Raw genomic sequence first — 17884 nt, 5'->3', positions numbered from 1 at the left:
AGGGCATCCTATGATGGCTGAAATTTGTGTTTATGGCAGTTGGAGGAATGCTGATGCGTTGCTTTACCGTGCTTGGACCCTCGCAGACCGGAAAATCGACAGTCGTGGAAAAGCTCGGCTCGCTGGAGGGGACGCCGAGAAAATCCAGCTCCCCTTATGGATTGAACCTCACAGAGTTCACCTTCGGAAACGAGGCGTGGTGTGCACTGGATGCGCCAGGACCCAACGAAGCGTTGGCGCATGCGCAGCACGCGCTTCTTGCCAGCGACGCCTGCATATTGTGCGTTTCATCGGCACCCGAGGAGGCTGTGCTCGCCGCCCCCTATCTCAGGATAATCGAAGCCTCGGGGACGCCTTGCATCCTCTTCGTCAACCGGATGGACGAACCGAGAGGGCGGCTGAGGGACGTGATCGCCGCGCTTCAAGACTACGCCGGCCACACCCTTCTGCTTCGCCAGATCCCGATCCGCGAGGGGGACAGGATCATCGGCAGTTGCGATCTGATTTCGGAGCGGGCGTGGCGCTACCGGGAAGGCCAGCCTTCGGCGTTGATCGCAATCCCCGAAAGCACCGCCGAACGCGAGCACGAAGCGCGCACCGAGCTCCTGGAACACCTGTCCGAATTCGATGACTGGCTTCTCGAGGAACTGATCGAGGACCGCGAGCCATCCAGCGACGCGCTCTATGCCATTTCATCACGGGTTCTCAGGGAAAACAGAATTATCCCGGTCCTGATCGGTGCTGCAAGCCACGGTAACGGCATGATGCGGCTGATGAAGGCGCTGCGCCACGAGGCGCCGCCGGTCGGGATTCTCAGGCAGCGTCTCGCTGAGACGGGAACTGTCGATGAAGGCAAGCTGGCGGCCGTGAGTTTCCATGCCTATCATCGCCAGAATGTCGGCAAGACGGTGCTGGTGCGCGCCCTTGGCGAGGGACTGCGGCAAGGCGCATCGCTCGGCGGCTCCAGCCTCGGCGCCGTCCAAAGTCTTGCAAACGGGCGGTCCAATGCGGCGGTTCTGCCGGCACCCGGGGATGTCTTCGCGACCGTCAAGTCCGACCATCTGTCCGTCCCTTCGCTGTTGACCGCCGGCGCGGTGGTCGCCCCGCCTGAGTGGACGGAACCACCGACGCCGATGCTTGAGAGGATACTGGTTCCGGGCAGCGAGCGCGATGAAAACAAGCTTTCCGAAACGCTGGCGAAACTTTCCGAGACGGATCGCGGCCTGAAAGTCTTGCAGGAGGAAGGCACGGGCGCTCAACTCGTCCGCGCGCAAGGGCCGGTGCATCTGCGTGATCTCTGCCGAACGCTGGCGGATGTCTTTCACATCTCCGTGACCGACCGAACGCCCAGCCCAATCTACCGCGAGACGATCGCCAAACCATCGGAGGTTCATTACCGCCATCGCAAACAGACCGGCGGTGCCGGGCAATTCGCGGATGTCAAGTTGAGCATTCACCCCAACGAGCGCGGCCAGGGCTTCACCTTTGGCGAAACCGTCAAGGGCGGCGCCGTTCCGCGCAATTACTTCCCCGCCGTCGAAGCGGGCGCGCGCGAAGCGATGGAGAAAGGACCGCTAGGCTTCGAGGTCATCGATGTCGGCGTAACGCTGCAAGATGGCCAGCACCATGCCGTCGACAGTTCGGAACACGCCTTCCGGACCGCGTCGAAAATGGGGGTGCGACAGGCGCTTGCCGAAGGATCGAGCGTGTTGATGCAGCCGGTCTTCCGCAGCGAGTTCCACATCCCGTCGGTCTATTCAGGCAGCCTTGTCCAGATCGTTGCCGGTCTCAACGGCCAGGTTCTCGGCTTCGACCGCGATGAAACCGCCAAGGGATGGGACATCTTCCGGGCGCTCGTTCCGGGCGGCGCACTTGACGATCTGGCGCGGTCGCTGCGCTCGGCGACGCAGGGCATTGGTTATTTTTCCAAGACCTTCGATCACTTCGAGGAACTATACGGCAAGGAAGCGGACGCCATTGTGAGGGCAAAGGAGAAATCAGGCGCCGCACACTGAAACGTTTGCGCCACTGCTCACGCGCAGGTCTGCTGCCGGACGTCCGATACGAGATTTCGCTCCGATACGCTGCACTGCCTCCTGGCCGATCAGCTCGGATAGTTTTGCGGCTGCCGGGACGAAGTTCCTTCCTGCTTGCCAAAAAACCACAATTGCCTCACTTAGTTCACACATCCACCCTCGGCATGAAGAATTGGATCAACGCTGCATGCGCATAGCTTACGTTTTTCTCGGTGCATTTCTTGCAATCGTACAGTCCGCCTCCGCTGAAGTCGCATCGCCGCCGGTTTTGGCGCCGCTGGAGCGACAGGCAGAAGCCGCTCAGTTGAGCGCGCAATTTCTCTCGCGCTATAGCTACAAGCCCGTTCCGCTCGACGACGCCTTGTCGGCGCGGGTGATGGATGGGTTCATCAAGTCGCTTGATCCGGACCGCATGCTGTTCCTGCAGGCCGATATCGACAAGTTCATGGCCGAACGCAGCGAGATCGACGATGCAATCGAGCGGAAGGATCTGAAGATCCCGTTTGCGATCTTCAACGCCTATGAACAGCGTGTCGTCGACCGCATGACCTATGCGCGCAGCCTGCTGAAGCAGGATTTCGATTTCAGCGGGCAGGACAATTATTCGGTGCTGCGCGAGAAGGCGCCCTGGCCGCAGTCGCAAGCCGAGAGCGATGAGCTGTGGCGCAAGCGCGTCAAGAGCGACTGGCTGCGGCTGAAGCTCGGCGGCAAAGCCGATGCGGCTATTCGCGAAACGCTCGACAAACGTTATGAAAACACGCTCGAGCGCGCCTACAAATTCAAAAGCGACGACGTTTTCCAGTCGTTCATGGACGCCTATTCGAACGCGATCGATCCGCACACGGATTATTTCGGCGCCGCCGCTTCGGCCGATTTCGATGTGTCGATGAAGCTTTCGCTGTTCGGCATCGGCGCGGTGCTGCAGGAGCGCGACGATTATACGACGATCCGTGAGCTGGTGCCCGGCGGGCCGGCTGAGCTTTCCGGCAAGCTTGCGGTCGGCGACCGCATCACCGGCGTCGGTCAGGGCAAGAATGGGCCGATCAAGGAAGTGGTGGGCACGCGGCTGGATGAAGTCGTGCAGATGATCCGCGGCAAAAAGGGCTCCGTCGTGCGCCTCGATATCCTGCCGGCCGATGCCGGCGCCGATGCCACGCATCGCGTCGTCAGCCTGGTGCGCGACAAGATCAGCCTGGAAAAGCAGGCGGCCAGGAAAACCGTTCAGACCGTGAAAGTCGGTGATACCGAGCGCAAGATCGGCATCATCACGCTGCCGGTCTTCTATGAGGATTTCGAAGCCAAGGGCAAAGGCGACAAGGATTACAAAAGCGCCAGCCGCGATGTCGCCAAGCTGCTCGGCGAGCTGAAGGATGAAAAGGTCGACAGCGTTCTCATGGACCTGCGCAACAATGGCGGCGGTTCCCTGGACGAGGCGATCGATTTGACCGGCCTCTTCATCGGCAAGGGCCCGGTCGTTCAGCAGCGTCGCAGCGACGGCAAGATCGAGGTCAAAAGCTCGGATCTTGCAGAGCCTGTCTGGTCAGGCCCGATGGGTGTGCTGATCAATCGCGGCTCGGCCTCGGCTTCGGAGATTTTTGCCGCCGCCATCCAGGATTACGGCCGCGGCGTGATTGTCGGCGAAGGCAGCTTCGGCAAGGGCACGGTTCAGACGGTCGTCGATCTCGACCAGATGGTGCACAACAGCAAACCCGAATATGGCGAGCTGAAGGTGACGATCGCCCAGTTTTTCCGGGTCAATGGCGGCACGACGCAGCTGCGCGGCGTCACCCCCGATATCAGCCTGCCGGGACTGTCCGATCCCACCAGCTTCGGCGAGACCAGCTATGACAATGCCCTGCCATGGGCGGAGATCAAGCCGGCGAAATACGCGCCCGAGGGCAATGTCACGGCCTTGCTGCCGGCATTGCAAAGCCGCCATGACGCGCGGGTCAAGGGCGATCCGGATTTCCAGCGCCTGGTGAAAGACATTGCCGACCTGAAGGCGCAGCGCGAGAAAGGCATCGTCTCCCTGAACGAAGCAGAACGCCGCAAGGAAGCAGCGGCGCGCGAGAAGCGCTTCAAGGAGCGGGCGCAGGCGAGCGATGGCGACAACCCCGCTGGCGATGATGGCCTGGAAGCGGGCGAGCGCAGCCTGAGCGCCGATATCGCCCTCGAAAACGCCCGCAAGAATGCAAAAGACGTCCTGCTCGACGAGGCCGCCGCCATTCTTGCCGACGAGGTGGGTTTGCAGGACGGCGTGTTGAATGCCGCCACGAAACCATCGGGACAGTCGGACGGGAAATAGGCATACCGGCTGGGTGAGAGATAGCCGACAGATGCGTAACGATGCCATCTTTACAGCGCTTGTAGAGATGAGCACCGTTGCGCTATGTATCCGCTCCAGACAGGAGTTTCCCATGCCCTCCTTGCCCAGGAACAAAAGTCTGGAAGTGCTGCTCGAGCGGACCATGTTCACGGTTAGCCCCGAGATCTATGCCGAATACCTTGCCCGCCTCGACGCGCCAGCACAGCCCAATGACCGCCTGAAACGGACCATGTCGACCAAAGCGCCGTGGGATGAGCCTACATCGCCGGGCTGACATCTGCCGCCAGCCGCGATGTCCGCTAGTTGCCCCTCACCCTAACCCTCTCCCCGTTTTGACGGGGAGAGGGGACGTGCCCTGCGAGAGGTGGATGGAGACGGAGAGGTCGCGGCATACCCCTTCGCCCCGTTTACGGGGAGAAGGTGCCGGCAGGCGGATGAGGGGCGCCCTCGCCGATCTCCCAGCCGGGATGTCGCGTAGCTATTGAGATCCTGTTCGTTCCCGATCAGCGAAAAATGCAATCGCTTGGGCGCATCATCATGTTTTTGCCGCTGGTGCAGAGATATTCTCGTTGACGTTTCCGTAATCACGGGAAGTGTCTTTGCTTGATGCAGCCGGCTCTTTCCTCGTAGGATTTCTGCGCCATGTCATGCCAGGGCAACCACACAGGGTTCGGTATGGACGCGCTCGTCGAACAGTTTCTCAATCTTTCCGCACGCACCGATACGCTGATTGCCGTCTATGACGGCGATGACCGGCTGCAATATGCCAACAGCGCCTTTTGTTCGGCCTATTTCATCGAGCCGGAGGAGACGCCGCTGTGGCCGGATCTGATGCGGCGCAATTTCGAGCTCGGCCGGGGCACCGTCATCCGCACCGATAATTTCGAGGCGTGGCTGCGCTCGACCCAGTCGCGCCGCGGCAAGATCGGCTATCGCGCCTTCGAGACGGATCTCGGCGACGGCCGATGGCTGTGGATGACCGAGGCGGTGCAGAGTAACGGCTGGATGCTGTGCATCGCCAGCGACATCACCCGGCTGAGGGCGCAGGGCAGGACGGTCCGGCAGGATCGCGATCAGGCGATCAAGGCGTCCTATACCGACGAACTCACCGGTGTCGCCAACCGCCGCTTCGTCATGGCGAGGGTCGAAGACATGCTGGCCGCCGCCCGCAATGGAAGCAGCGGCTGCCTTGCCGTCTTCGACATCGACAATTTCAAGCAGATCAACGATCGGCTCGGCCACCACGCCGGCGATCTCGTGCTGCGCGATTTCGCCCATCGCATCCACCAGAATGTGCGCCGCAACGATTGTTTCGGCCGGGTCGGCGGCGAGGAATTCCTTCTCGCCATGCCGGCAACCGGCGCGGAAGACGCCCTCGCCATGATCGAGCGCATGCTGACGGTGATCCGCTTCTCCCGGCCGCTCGCTGACTCGCCCGATTTCAGCTACACCTGCTCGGCCGGCATCGCCGCCTGCCTGCCGACGGACAACGCCTCGGAGCTTTACCGGCGGGCCGATGAGGCGCTCTATGCCGCCAAGCTGAGCGGCCGCGACAGGGTGCGCGCGGCGTAGGGTGTCGGCGCTCGGACGGGCTACTTACCGCTTTTATTCGCCGCGATATGCTGCGTTAATTTCTGGACGTCTTCGGCAAGTTTGGCGAGATCGCTTTGCAAGGCTGCCGCTATTTTCGGAACGTAGATATTCCCTCCGGGAGCGCAGTCATCTGGTATGTTGTATCTGGAGGAAGAAGGTACGGATGTAGCGTTTGTAGCGTCGACGTAGATTACAGCCTGATTGTTATCGTCAAGCGCCACGGTTACCTCGAAGAGTGAGGGACCGGCGGCCAGATTCTTGAGTAGTAAATTGTTTTTGTCTCTGTAGGGTTTTCCTTGGTCGTTTCTCACTGTGAAACCTGTGAAGGCTTCTGTCACATTTATTTTCAGTTCACACGGCATGATCGTTCTCCCTGTTGTAATCGAGTTAATCATTGCTGAGTCGGCCATTGCGATGCGCCGTTCTGAGTGTGATGGCGTAGGAACTCGGGGATCGCTTGCCTGGCAGCTGAGCATCCAGAATGAGCGCCCTCGCATCCGCGAAATTCGTCGAGATTTCCAGGATTTGCGAGGCGGCCGTCAGTCGCCACATCCTATATCCCATGGAAGCCTCGAAACAGCAGCCGATTGCAGGTTCGGCAATAGGACCTGTGACGACAAAAATCCGGTTGGAATCCAACCGGTAACAATGACCTTCGAAGGCGTAGCCGTATGCAAGGACAGTCGATCCGGTAATGCCGACCGCGCTTGAGAGTCTTGTCTGCAGTTCCGCCCTTCCCGCCATTCCGACATTCAGGTGGGCGACGCCATTGGCGTCATTCAAGTCTATGCCGTAAAGTATGATCTCATCCGCGATATAGCGGGGTCCAGAAGGTGCTGGAACGCTGTCGTCTGTCATCGATGCCTCCCGTTGTTGGTTAGAGAATGCCGCGCCACCTCATGCAATCTTCAAGCTGATCGAGATAGGAGATCCCGCGTCCGCGGCTGGCCGCCTCGAGCAAGGCCAAGGCCGCCGCCTCAAAGGTCAGGCTGTCGGGATCGAGGTATCTCCAGGAGCGAATGAGCGCTTCGCCGATGATGTCGCGCGCCTCCTGCAGGGCGGCTTTCGATGCGAAATGCGTCAGCTCATAGGACGCTGCCGAGACGTGAAGTCTTTCTTCCATCAGCGCCGGCGCCATCTGCTGGCGCAGATCGCTGAACCGCCTCGGATCGATGTCGGATACGCCGCGCTCGAACAGCAGCGACTGGTAGACCTCGACGAGGCAGTCGAAGAGGCCTGATGCAAACGGTTTCGACTGGTCGTGCACTTCGCCGCTGACATCGCCGATGCGAAGCGAATTGTTGAGCGATCTCAGCTGCTTCTCGTCGCTGAGTTCGGCGAATTTGTCGAGTTCGTTGTGCAGCAGCAGGTTGCCGCCGGTGCGGCGCAGCAGCCGGTCGAGCGCCGTGTCGAAGCTCAGCAATCCGAGCAGCGAGATGAAATCGGCGATCGCTTCGTGGTAGGCAAAGAAATCGCTGCCCGCGCCATCGCCTTCGAGGATGCCGAGTTCGCTGAGCAGAATGAGATGGCCCATTTCATGGGCGACGGCGTCGAAATTCAGCGCGAAACAGGATGCCGCGCCGTGCTCCTCGCTTTCGCCGAGCTCGAGAAAGCCGAAGCCGGATTGGGCGTTTTGCCAATGCGGAATGCGGGGAACGATTTCCAGCCGTTCCAGCGTCGGCTGAAAAAACCAGACGATCGAACGGCCGAGATAGCTCTCGCAGATATCGAGCACGCGGCGGGCGCAGGCATAGCTGTGGGTCGCAAGGAAGGCCGGTGCATCCGGCCCGATATGATCGAAATGGCCGTCGGGGCCGGGCTCGGCCGGCGGCCGCAGCAGGCCGGGATAGGGCGGGATGTAGGGCGCGGCATAGGGCAATTTCGGCTCGACCGGATTGGCCACATAGATCCGGGCGTCGGATGGCCCCGCCAGGATCGGTCCTGCCGATGGCCCGATCCACACGACTTCGGGCCTTTCGTAACCGGGAATGAAAGGGGGCTGGGGAAAGACAAGGAAACGTGTCCCGAGCGGCCGCTCTAGAGCTGCCCCCTGGCCTGCGCCCTCGTTCTGCGTGATGGCATCCACTGCTGCCCCCACCGCCCGTTGCCCAACGTCAAGCGATCGTTAACTATACCAGTACTACGTGCTATCAGGCAATAGACTATCGAGCATGTTGTAGTACTCCATGTCATTGGCAAATGATTCCGTAAGTTCAAATACAAAGGGAAGGGCTTCATTCGGCCGGTTGATCTTTTGGTCGGCGAGATATGTCAGAAGATTTACCGCATCGCGGCGCTTGCGGCTTGCCGCTCCGGTTGGCAGCCAGGCCTTTAATGCTTCGATTTCGCCGGCCGCGATGCAATTGTTTTCAGCCGCCGCCAGGAGCTTCGGGAAGGATCTTTCGCTGAAGTGAAGCGCGCGCGCCAGAGATTCGAGCTCGCATCGCAGCCGTCGTTGGATGATGCCGGTGCGCTCGGCTCTCTTGAGCGTCAGCCTGATATCGATCAGAGCGTCGCCCAGGGCGCGTGATCCGAGTGCGGCGGGGGCCATCGGCACCGTGACGTCGGCATCGTCGGCGAGCGGGTGCCTTCGGTACCATCGGTAGATCAGCCCGTGGCCGATCATTCCCTGGGGCGCCAGTTCGGCTGCCCGGAGCGCGCCGATGCTGGCGGCGCCATAGATGCGCACGCCGCGGGCCATCGCCCACAGGATTTCCTGGTGGCGGACGGCCGGAAGCTGGCCGAAGACGCCGTCGATCAGCACGATCGCCGCCGGCGCATATTTGGTGATGGCCCGCACGACATCGGCGCAGCCGACGGGGGGAAGATAGACCGCATCCAGATAGGCCCGGGCTTGCGCCTCAGAGAGGGTGGGGCCGAGAAAAACCACGATATCATCCCGCAAGATCGGCCTCCGGATTTGTTTCCAGCGGCGGCGCAACGACGCGGACGACGTGAAGCGGGATGCGCTCATCCGAATGAAGGACGACAAGAGCGGCCGCATGCGCGCCGGCCAGCTTCAAGGCCCCGATGATCGGCCGAAGGGATCGCGCTTCGGCCGCGGGACGGTCCGTGGCGAAGGAACGGCCCCCCTTTGCCAGCTGCCGGCGCCAGGCGGCCAGTTCGCCGGCGTCGGCATGGGCGTAAAGCTCTGTCCTGATATCGTCGCGCGCCGCTGAAATGACGCCGAGGCGGGACTGGCAGGCTTCCAGCAAGGCGCTGGTCAGCGCCCTGTTATGGCTGATATCGCAGCCGAAACCTTCGGCCGGCAGCGGCGCAAAGGGGGCTCTGCCGGCATCTTCCATGACATGGCACCAGTAGATCGGCAGGGCGTGCGGCGCCGGGATCTGCCAGATCCCGACGACAAACCCTGCCTTGGAAAGCCGCCGCATGATGTCGCCGGCGCTTCCCGATTGAACCGACCGGCTGTCGATCTGGCAGCGGTCGAAGAAATGCGGCGTCTTCATCGCCGTGCATCGCGCCTGCCGCTCGAGGATCTCCAGGCAGGCATGCAGGACAGCGCCTTGCAGGCTCGTGCCGGCCGCCAGCCCCGTCGTATCCCGGGCGATCCAATGGGGATGCGGCGACGGGACGATGTAGGCGGTATCGACGAGGGCAAGCGGAACGGCGATGTTCCGCCCGGAAATGAGATCCAGCCCGGCAATCCAGGAGAGCATCTCATCGCCGCGGCCGGTGCCGAGGTGCGACCAGTCTCCCCGGGCGTTCATGTCGCGCAGGCTTGCGGTGAAAATGCGCTCCGCCGCAATCCGCTCCGAGGCCCAGCCTTCCAGGGATTCCATCAGGCCCGATATCGCCGCCAGGGGAAAGGTCAGTCCTTTGCCCTGGCTGACGGCGACGGAGCGCGAGTGCGGCCGCACGACCTGGACGACCGGAACGCCGATCCAGTCGAGCCCGGTGATCGAGCCGAGTCTGGTGATGCCATAGTCCTGTCTGCGCGCAAGGATGCGCTGCACCGTCTGCCGGGGATCGGGAGGCGAGAGGGGGCCGATATTCAGGATGGTATCGAGGATGGTATCGAGCGTCGCGTCGTCCATCACATCCTTCCGTCCGAGGTTAAAATACCGCCAGCCCGTCCAAAGTGCGCCTTGCCCTTGCGGCCAGCCAGCCGGCCTTCTGGCCCTCGGCAATCTGGATGGCGCGTATCAGGTCCCTTTTTATCGGCGCGGGCGGCTCGTTCAGATCACGCCTCAGCCTGGCGCTGCGGCGGTAGAGCTCGGCAAGCCAGAAGGATTGGCCGCTGCTGCGCCCGACATTGATGGCATTCTGGACGGTCGCCAGGGCTTCGGCCGACCTGCCGAGATGCTGCAGCACCTGCGCATGCATGTCGCTGTGCATGGAAAAATTGTCGTCGGTGCCCAATTGCTGCTGGAGAGCCAGGCCGCCGGCAAAACGTTCTTCGCCGCCTGCCGCGGAAGACGTCATCAGCTCCGCCCAGCCGCAATACATGTTGGCCCGCGCCTGGCTTGCCGCCAGCCCATGCCGCTCGGCGAGCGACAGCATCTGTTCGCCGAGCGCATGGACATCGTCATATCGGCTTTGGCAGCGGGCAAGCACCATGGCGTAATAGAGGGCGTGCACCATGCTGCCGGCATGATCGGTCGCGTTCGCCCATTCCAGGCATTGTTCGATCGCACTTTCACTCGCGCCGGTTTCGTCGAGCAGCAGGTAGGAGAGGGCGCTTTCGCCCAAGCCGCAGACTTTGGCATCATGTCCACCGAAGAAGGCTCGATTCCGCACCGCGCTTTCGGGATCATAGAGCGTAAGGCCTTCGGCGACACAATCGAGACAAAACTCATGCTCGCCGGCATGGAAGCTCGTCGCCCAGCCGCAATGATAGGACTGAAGCCTCGTCTCGCGATCCGCGACGACGCGCATGTCGCCGACGAGGATGCGCGCCCGCGACTGCTGGGTCAAAATATTGGGGGCGGTGAACCACCATCCCCAATAGACCGGGAAATGGTTCACGCGCACGGCCGAGGACTGTTTGCGCAGAAGCTGCATGGCGCGGGCATAGACCCGCCGCGCGCTCTCCGATCCCTCGCCTTCGAGGGCGCTTGCCACGAGGCCTTGAAGTTCGAACAGGCTGAGCGCCAGTTCGGTGCGGTCGGGGTGGCGCCGGGAAAGGCTGTCGACCTCCTGGGCACAGAGTTCGAGCGAGACGTTTGCCTCCTGCATTGCCGAGCGGAGAACACTTGCCTCAGCCGCCGCCAGGGCAAATCGGGCGGCCGCGTCATGCAGTCCGGCCTCGGCGCACTGCCAGGCGGCGATTGCCGCCGGCAGGCTGGGTTTTCTTTCGCCGATCAGGAGATCTGCGATCCGCCGGTGGATGCGGCGCCGGTCGCTCTTGAGGAGGCTGCTATAGGCTGCTTCCTGCGCCAGCACGTGCCGGAACTGATAGGAGCCATGCGTGACGGTCGAGGGCTCGATGATGCCTTGAGACAGAAGCCGCTCGATATCGACGTCGACGGTGCGGCGGCTGCCCCCTTCGACGAGATAGGTGAGCAGCGAGACGCTGAATTCGCGGCCGATGACGCTGGCAAATTGCGCCGCCCGGCGTGCCGAACCGGTCGCGGCCAGCCGGGCGGACAGCAGATCGTTGAGCGAGGTGACGCCGCCTTCCCGCAGCAGCCCTTTCCATTCCGAGAGTGACTTGCCCAAAGGCTGCCTGCCGCGGAAGAAACTGGCCAGTTCTTCCGCATAGAGCGGCATGCCGTCGCATTGATCGAGAATGAAATCCGACAGGCCCGGCGGGGGATGCTCCCGCCAGATCGAGGCGACGAGATCGCGAACCGCGGCCGCCGTCAGCCCCGGCAATTCGATCTCGCTTGCAACCGCGAGCGATCGTCGGATTCTCGACGTCTGAATGACCAGGATCGGAAGCCGGGCGGCCAGCGATCCCAGCCTGTCGATCAGCTCCAGCGTCATGTCGTCGGCCCAGTGCACATCCTCGAAGATGAGCAGCGTCGGGACCGCCTTGCATGTCAGAATGTCGGCGGCGGCTTCGATGACCTTCCGCCGGAAGGCGCGTCCGGAGAGATCGGCGACGCGGATATTGCGCGACGTTGCCGGCGAACGCTCGGCGGTGAAGGCGAGCATGGTGTCGGCGACGGCTGCATCGAGTTCTCGGCCGGAGGCGCGTAGAGCCCGTAGGAAGGCGTCGCTGTCGCCATCCTTCAGCACCAGGGGTTCGGCGGCCAGCCGTTCGAGAAACGAAACGAAGGGATGCAGCGGCTGGCTCTCCAAGCGCCTGCCGCACTGAAAGACCAGTGTCTCATGCGCCGTCTGCCGCAGGCTTTCGGCGAATTCGCCGACCAGCCGGGATTTGCCGATGCCGGCCTCGCCAACGACGGCGATCAGGCTTCCCTTGCCGCCGAGGGCCGAATTCCAGGCGCCGGAGAGGGCGGCAAGCTCTTTCTCCCGGCCTCGGATCGGCCTCGCCTGCGCCTCGGACGGCGATGGCTCGGCGGTCGATCGATCGCGCTCCCGCGGACGCCACAGCGCAATCGGATGTTCGAACCCTTTAAGCCTCGCCTCCCGCAGCAGGGTATAGTCGAATTTCTGCCGGGTGAGCTGAACGGTGGAATCGGCGACAAGGACGGAATTGGGGTCGGCCTCGGCTTGCAGCCGCGCCGCCAGAACCGGCGCCGTGCCGACGATCTCATCGCCGGCCGTGGAGAAGACGACAAGACCGGTGGCCACCCCGATCCGCAGCCGGAACGGCCTGCGTGCCTTGGCCCTGATCTGGGTCTCGGTCTGCGTCTGGCCCCCGGCCACGACGCGCAGCAGTTCCAGAGAAGCGCGCACCGCGCTTTCCGCGGTATCTTCGGACTGTTCGGGATAGCCGAAGAAGCAGCATCCGCCATCGCCGAGCCGCTGATGAAGAAATCCCCCGTGCTTCTTGATGATCGTTTCGGCACTTTGATGTAACGCCGAGACAGACCGGAAGAATTTCTCCGGCTCGCTTCGCAACAAAAGTTCCGTGGAGCCGACGATGTCATAGAAAAGGGCAGTGACCTGTCGCCGCTCACCTGTGAACCGAATTCGTGCGTCGAGGGTTTTCATAGCGGGTCGCCCAACACCACAGAAGCCGTAGTCAGGACATCCGATTTATTGCCTGCATGCAAGCTTTTCCTGCGGGAATGCTAATATAGTGATCGGTTATTTCTGTCCGATGCTTCGGACAATTGTGATGGGCGCGGCCGCTCCATCAGGATACGAACGGGTGAAACCGATTCAGACAGGCTCCGCCGTCACGGCGCGCCTACCCGTGCCGCGGGCCATTGCTACCCCGCCAAGCAGGTTGCGAAGATCCGCCGCGATTTTGTTGGCGATGATGCCGAGCCCCAGGCCACCTGATATCGCCAGCAGATGAAAGAGGGGAACCGGCAGCACGGCCGCTGCCTGCGGCATCAGCAGTTCCGGCACAAAACGGTGCAGCAGGTAGGTGGGAAAGGCCGAGACGGCGATCAGCGTCACCAGGCGCCTGAGCCGCACCGGCAGGTGGATGCGCGGCAGGTAGAGAAGGGCGAGAAGCGCTGCGAAGATCGTCAGATATTTGACCGTCGTGCCGATCCAGAGCGTTTCCCAGAAAGCGAGATAACCGAGCACGATGGCGGCAACCGCCGACAGGATGATCCGCTGCGCCTTCCTGCCGGCAAGGCCCGCGCACCAGCCGAACATGCCGAGATGCAGGCCCCAGTAGAGGGTGAAGATCTGCCGCCTGCCGATATCGAAGAGGAGCGGCAGGGAAAACCGCGCCGCGACCGCCAGCCCGAGCAGCGCCAGCGAGAAGGCAAAGGGTTGCGCCCGCGCCAGCCTGCGCACAGCAGGCACGGCAAAAACCAGCGAGAAGACGAGAAGCGTCTGCGCATAGGCCTCGATGAACCAGTAGAGATAGGGGAGCATCTGGTGGCGCTCCGGCTCGGCATAGCCGAAATTGCCGGTCAGCGTGACCGAGGCCCAGGGAACGGTGCGCCAGGCGAGCGCATAGGCGGCGACGATGAGAAAATAGGGAATAAGAACATGGATTGCCGGCCGCAGCGCATGGCGGAAATTGCCGGCGAGGAAATGGCCCGACTGGAAGCGCGCCAGGCTGAAGCCGACGAGGAGCAGCATCACGCCCGATCCGCCGGGAATGGGCCAGAGCATCTCGTGATGGGTGACGACGAGCAGGATGGCGACCGCCCTCAGCACCAGATCGGTCGGCAGTGCCCTGACCTCGGCGCTATCCGTCCGTGCAGCTTGCGGGGCGACATCGAGGGCGGCAATTGCCGTCTGCTCCCAGCCTTCCGGCAGTTCGATGCCCAGCCTGTCGAGTTCCATCGTCAATTGCAGGAAGCGTAGGGAATCGCCGCCGAGCGAGACGAAGCTGTCGTTGCGGCTCACCCTGTGGGGGTAGAAGACCCTGGTATAGGCGTCGAGCACGCTGACGGCCGCGGCGCGGCACGTTTCGCGCGTCGCCAGCATCTCCTCGCGAAGGCCGGCATAATCGATCTTGCCGGAGGCAAGCCTCGGAAGCTCTGGTCGCGCCCTGACGGAGACCAGGCTCGCCGGAAGATGGCTCGCTTCGACGAGCATATCAAGCGCCCGGTCGGCGTCACGCGCATCGCTCACATAGGCCTGCAGGCCGTGATCGTCACCGACAACGGCAGCCGCGATCCCCTTCTCGGCCAGAACCTGCTCCATGATGTCGAAGCCGATCCGGAGCCCGGCGACCTTGGCGAAACGGCTCTTGCGGCCGACGATCCTGTAGAAACCGTCCTCGTCGCGCATGGCGATATCGCCGGTCTTCAATGCCGCGACCTCGGCGCCCCGCTGAAGATCGGCGCGGTCAGTGCCGTAGCCCATCATCACGTTCGGGCCGGCATAGACGAGCTCTCCGGCAACCTCAGCTCGGTCGAGCGGATGCCCGTCATCGTCGACGAGGCTGAGGCTGCCGCCGGGAATGGCGATGCCGATCCGTTCCTCATTGTCCGCGAGGCTTGCCGGCGGCACGAAGGCGATGCGGGCGGCTGCCTCGGTCTGGCCGTACATGACGAAGAGGCGGCCGCCGTTCGCGCGCATATGGTCGCGGTAGAGGCGGATGAGTTCGGGTGCCAGCCGTCCGCCGGCGACCGTCATGAAGCGCAGCGCCATCAGTTCATGGCTTCGGAAGCGCGTCCTTTCCATCAGTTCAAAGGAATAGGGCACACCCGAAAGATTGGTGCAGCCGCTTTCGCCGAGCAGCCGTGCAAATTCCTCGCTCACCACGGAGACGCCGGGAATGAAGATGCTGCCGCCGGCGACAAGATGCGAATGGAGGACGGAGAGGCCGTAGGAATAGTGAAGCGGCAGGACGAGCGCGGTTCTGTCGGCAGGGGAGAGCTCGAGATAGTGAGCGATCGAGCGCGCATTGGCGTCAAGATTGACATAGGACAGGCGCACGGCTTTCGCGAGCCCGGAACTGCCTGAGGTCATCAGCAGCAAGGCGAGATCCGGATGCAGCGGCGCGGCACTTTGCCTTTGCCTTTGACTTTGACTGGGCCGAGTTTCCTCGACCAGCCGCCAGCGGCCGCCGGCGGGGCGGTAAGTGAAATCCGGCTGAAAGGCCGACAGAAACTCTCGCCACAGCCTGTCATCGCAGGGCGGCAGCATGGCCACCGCATTGCCGGCGCGCAACGCGCCGAGATAGGCGACGATCACATGTTCCGAAACATCGGCTGAAATCGCCACAAGCCGCTTTTCCCCCCGTCCCAGCCGCTCGGCAAAGCGCTGTGTCCGGGCGTCGAGGTCGGCATAGGAGAGCGTCCGTCCGTCGGCGAAGATAAGGGCGGGGCGCTGATCGGCGCGAGCGATTTCAGAAAACAGGTCGGCGGGGGTCATGCTCGCGCTTCGAATGGCAGAAAACTGGCCGAAGCGGGTATAATCCTTGACAATCGCAGTCAAGTAATTTGCTGCATAACCTTGATGCGGCGCGATTTCGAGGTTAGCCGCGGGAAGGGCGGCTTCGCGCCCGGCTCAACGGCCGTTAGAACCTCAGGCCCATCTTATCACGCTCACCCGTCATACGACGCCGGCCTTGCGTAACCCCTCTACGGCGAGCTCGAAATCGGCGGAATTCTTGAAGGGCAAGACTTTGCGGCGGTATTCCAGGGAGAAGTCGGGATTGATGCGCAGCACCTCCTGCCACGTCGCCCGAGCCTCTTCGAAACGGCCGAGGTGTCCGTAACAGGCGGCGAGAAGCGCGCGCGAGACATCGGTGACGGGATTGCGGTTCACGCGCTGCAGCAACAGGTCGACGGCCTCTTCGTACCGTCGCAGTTGAAACCAGGCCCAGGCCTGAAAGTGGAGAACGACATCCGGAAAGTACGGGTTTAGGACCCTTGCTCGATCGAAACAGGCGAGTGCCTCCTCGGATCTGCCTGAATAGAGCAGTGCCTCGCCGAGGCTGACCTGCCCTTCGGCGAAGTTCGGATTGAGGACGATCGCACGCTCGGCCTCGCTGATGGCTCTATCGTGCTGGCGTGAGTAAAGCCTGACCACGCTCAGCGCCCAGTGCGCCACGGGATCGCTGTCATCCCGCCCGACCGCCAGCGCCGCAGCCTCTTCAGCCTGCTCGATCGAGCGCTGCGGCGACGCGCTCCATCGGTTCAGGTAGTCGAGCCCGTGAGTCAGGGCGAGGAAGGCGTGCGCCGCGGCGAAGTTCGGGTCCAGTTCGACGGCCCGTTGCAAGAGGTCGCGGGCGTCGCTGTTCGTCTGCTTCGTCAGCCGGTGCCACAGCTCCCGGCCACGCAAGAAGCAGTCATAGGCCTCGGGGTGCCCGGTCTGCCCCGGCGCCAGCCTTTTCCGATCGCGCTCCGTCAGGTTGACCGCCAACGCATCGACGATCTGCTGGGTGACATCGTCCTGAACCGCGAATATGTCGGTCAGGTCGCGATCGAACCGCTCCGCCCACAGATGCCCGCCGGTGGTCGCGTCGATGAGCTGCGCGGTGATGCGCACCCTGTTGCCCGATTTGCGGACGCTGCCCTCAAGCACATGCCGCACGCCGAGCTTCGTACCCACCTCCTGCACCTGGACGTTCTTGCCCTTGAAAGTAAACGAGGAATTGCGGGCGATGACGAAGAGTTGCGACAGTTTCGATAGCGCCGTGATGATATCTTCCGAGATGCCGTCGGCGAAGTAGTCCTGTTCGGCATCGCCGCTCATGTTGACGAAGGGCAGGACGGCGATCGACAGCTTCGGCGACGCTGCCGCCGCCGGTTGGCCCCTCGCGGTTTCCGGGGTCGCGGCTGCCTTGATCCCGGCGCTGCCGACTTGCAGCGAATAGACCCGGATCGGCTCGGCGATGTTCTTGAGTTGCGTGTTGCCGAGATCGCTGACCGAGAGGTCGAGCCTCGCCTTGACTTGGCGATAGGCATCCTCGGACAGGCAGATCGCGCCCGCCGCGGCGACGCCCTCCAGTCGCGAGGCGATGTTGACGCCGTCGCCCATCAGATCGCCGTCGCTTTCCTCGACAACGTCGCCCAGATGGATACCGATCCGGAACTCGATGCGACGGTCCTGCGGCACGCCGTCATTGCGCTCCACCATACCGTTCTGCACCTCGATAGCGCAACGCACGGCGTCCACCACACTGCGGAACTCGACCAGCGCACCATCGCCGGTCCGCTTCACCACCCGGCCGTGGTGCACGGCGATCGTCGGATCGATGAGATCGCTACGCAGTGCCCGCAATCTCGCCAGGATGCGCTCCTCGTCGGCGCCGGCAAGCCTGCTGTACCCAACCACATCAGCAGCCAGGATTGCAGCCAGCTTTCGGATCTCGCTCATGGCGCCGTCTCCTCACTTTCAGGATAGCAGGGAGACAGAGGGCAAGAAAGAACTTTCAGCCGTTGCTCAGAGCGCTCTCGGCTGCCATCGAGCTGGA

11 protein-coding genes and 1 pseudogene are annotated in these 17884 nt (G+C 62.7%); 4 read left to right on the top strand and 8 right to left on the bottom strand.

Going from position 1 to position 17884, the window contains the following annotated elements:
* The first annotated feature begins 53 nt into the window (after nt 1-53).
* The 4 genes and pseudogenes from AF337_RS17075 to AF337_RS17060 all read left to right on the top strand — a co-directional run bounded on the left by AF337_RS17075 (nt 54) and on the right by AF337_RS17060 (nt 5934).
* On the top strand, nt 54-2015 hold the full coding sequence (locus tag AF337_RS17075; protein WP_049733026.1) for an elongation factor G: 1962 nt from the start codon (nt 54-56) through the stop codon (nt 2013-2015).
* 208 nt (nt 2016-2223) lie between these two features.
* Nucleotides 2224-4341: a carboxy terminal-processing peptidase gene (locus AF337_RS17070; protein ID WP_049732987.1), complete on the top strand. Its 2118-nt coding sequence runs from the start codon at nt 2224-2226 to the stop codon at nt 4339-4341.
* A gap of 136 nt (nt 4342-4477) precedes the next feature.
* Nucleotides 4478-4636, top strand: a pseudogene (locus AF337_RS17065) (type II toxin-antitoxin system TacA family antitoxin); the annotation flags it as partial.
* Between the two features lie 401 nt (nt 4637-5037).
* On the top strand, nt 5038-5934 hold the full coding sequence (locus tag AF337_RS17060) for a sensor domain-containing diguanylate cyclase (RefSeq protein WP_049732985.1): 897 nt from the start codon (nt 5038-5040) through the stop codon (nt 5932-5934).
* 20 nt (nt 5935-5954) lie between these two features.
* Here the strand turns inward: AF337_RS17060 and AF337_RS17055 are convergent, their stop codons facing one another.
* The 8 genes from AF337_RS17055 to AF337_RS17020 all read right to left on the bottom strand — a co-directional run bounded on the left by AF337_RS17055 (nt 5955) and on the right by AF337_RS17020 (nt 17787).
* Nucleotides 5955-6317 (bottom strand): hypothetical protein, encoded by a 363-nt coding sequence (locus AF337_RS17055; RefSeq protein WP_049732984.1) that lies wholly within the window; start codon nt 6315-6317, stop codon nt 5955-5957.
* Nucleotides 6318-6342: 25 nt separating this feature from the next.
* Nucleotides 6343-6813, bottom strand: a complete 471-nt coding sequence (locus tag AF337_RS17050) for a hypothetical protein (RefSeq protein ID WP_049732983.1) — start codon at nt 6811-6813, stop codon at nt 6343-6345.
* Nucleotides 6814-6832: 19 nt separating this feature from the next.
* Complete coding sequence (locus AF337_RS17045) at nt 6833-8053, bottom strand: gluzincin family metallopeptidase (protein WP_049732982.1); 1221 nt, start codon at nt 8051-8053, stop codon at nt 6833-6835.
* Between the two features lie 42 nt (nt 8054-8095).
* Nucleotides 8096-8860, bottom strand: coding sequence for a TfuA-like protein (locus AF337_RS17040; RefSeq protein WP_049732981.1), 765 nt, complete (start codon nt 8858-8860; stop codon nt 8096-8098).
* On the bottom strand, nt 8850-10010 hold the full coding sequence (locus AF337_RS17035) for a YcaO-like family protein (RefSeq protein WP_049732980.1): 1161 nt from the start codon (nt 10008-10010) through the stop codon (nt 8850-8852). The genes AF337_RS17040 and AF337_RS17035 overlap by 11 nt, the downstream gene beginning before the upstream one ends.
* Nucleotides 10011-10029: 19 nt before the next feature.
* Nucleotides 10030-13038, bottom strand: a complete 3009-nt coding sequence (locus tag AF337_RS17030; RefSeq protein WP_049732979.1) for an ATP-binding protein — start codon at nt 13036-13038, stop codon at nt 10030-10032.
* Nucleotides 13039-13209: 171 nt separating this feature from the next.
* Complete coding sequence (locus AF337_RS17025; protein WP_049733025.1) at nt 13210-15837, bottom strand: AMP-binding protein; 2628 nt, start codon at nt 15835-15837, stop codon at nt 13210-13212.
* Between the two features lie 180 nt (nt 15838-16017).
* Nucleotides 16018-17787 carry an adenylate/guanylate cyclase domain-containing protein gene (locus tag AF337_RS17020; RefSeq protein ID WP_049732978.1) on the bottom strand — a complete coding sequence of 590 codons (1770 nt, stop codon included), beginning with the start codon at nt 17785-17787 and terminating at the stop codon, nt 16018-16020.
* Nucleotides 17788-17884: the final 97 nt, after the last annotated feature.

Source organism: Rhizobium ecuadorense (genome assembly GCF_001187535.1).
GTDB classification, from domain to species: Bacteria; Pseudomonadota; Alphaproteobacteria; order Rhizobiales; family Rhizobiaceae; genus Rhizobium; species Rhizobium ecuadorense.
This window is presented reverse-complemented; position numbering and strand designations above follow the sequence as displayed.

Excerpts from the sequence above, each read along its gene's own strand:
- AF337_RS17050 (WP_049732983.1), bottom strand. The coding sequence starts at position 6,813 with ATGACAGACGACAGCGTTCCAGCACCTTCTGGACCCCGCTATATCGCG.
- AF337_RS17055 (WP_049732984.1), bottom strand. The coding sequence starts at position 6,317 with ATGCCGTGTGAACTGAAAATAAATGTGACAGAAGCCTTCACAGGTTTC.
- AF337_RS17025 (WP_049733025.1), bottom strand. The coding sequence starts at position 15,837 with ATGACCCCCGCCGACCTGTTTTCTGAAATCGCTCGCGCCGATCAGCGC.
- AF337_RS17060 (WP_049732985.1), top strand. The coding sequence starts at position 5,038 with ATGGACGCGCTCGTCGAACAGTTTCTCAATCTTTCCGCACGCACCGAT.
- AF337_RS17030 (WP_049732979.1), bottom strand. The coding sequence starts at position 13,038 with ATGAAAACCCTCGACGCACGAATTCGGTTCACAGGTGAGCGGCGACAG.
- AF337_RS17070 (WP_049732987.1), top strand. The coding sequence starts at position 2,224 with ATGCGCATAGCTTACGTTTTTCTCGGTGCATTTCTTGCAATCGTACAG.
- AF337_RS17035 (WP_049732980.1), bottom strand. The coding sequence starts at position 10,010 with ATGGACGACGCGACGCTCGATACCATCCTCGATACCATCCTGAATATC.
- AF337_RS17075 (WP_049733026.1), top strand. The coding sequence starts at position 54 with ATGCGTTGCTTTACCGTGCTTGGACCCTCGCAGACCGGAAAATCGACA.
- AF337_RS17020 (WP_049732978.1), bottom strand. The coding sequence starts at position 17,787 with ATGAGCGAGATCCGAAAGCTGGCTGCAATCCTGGCTGCTGATGTGGTT.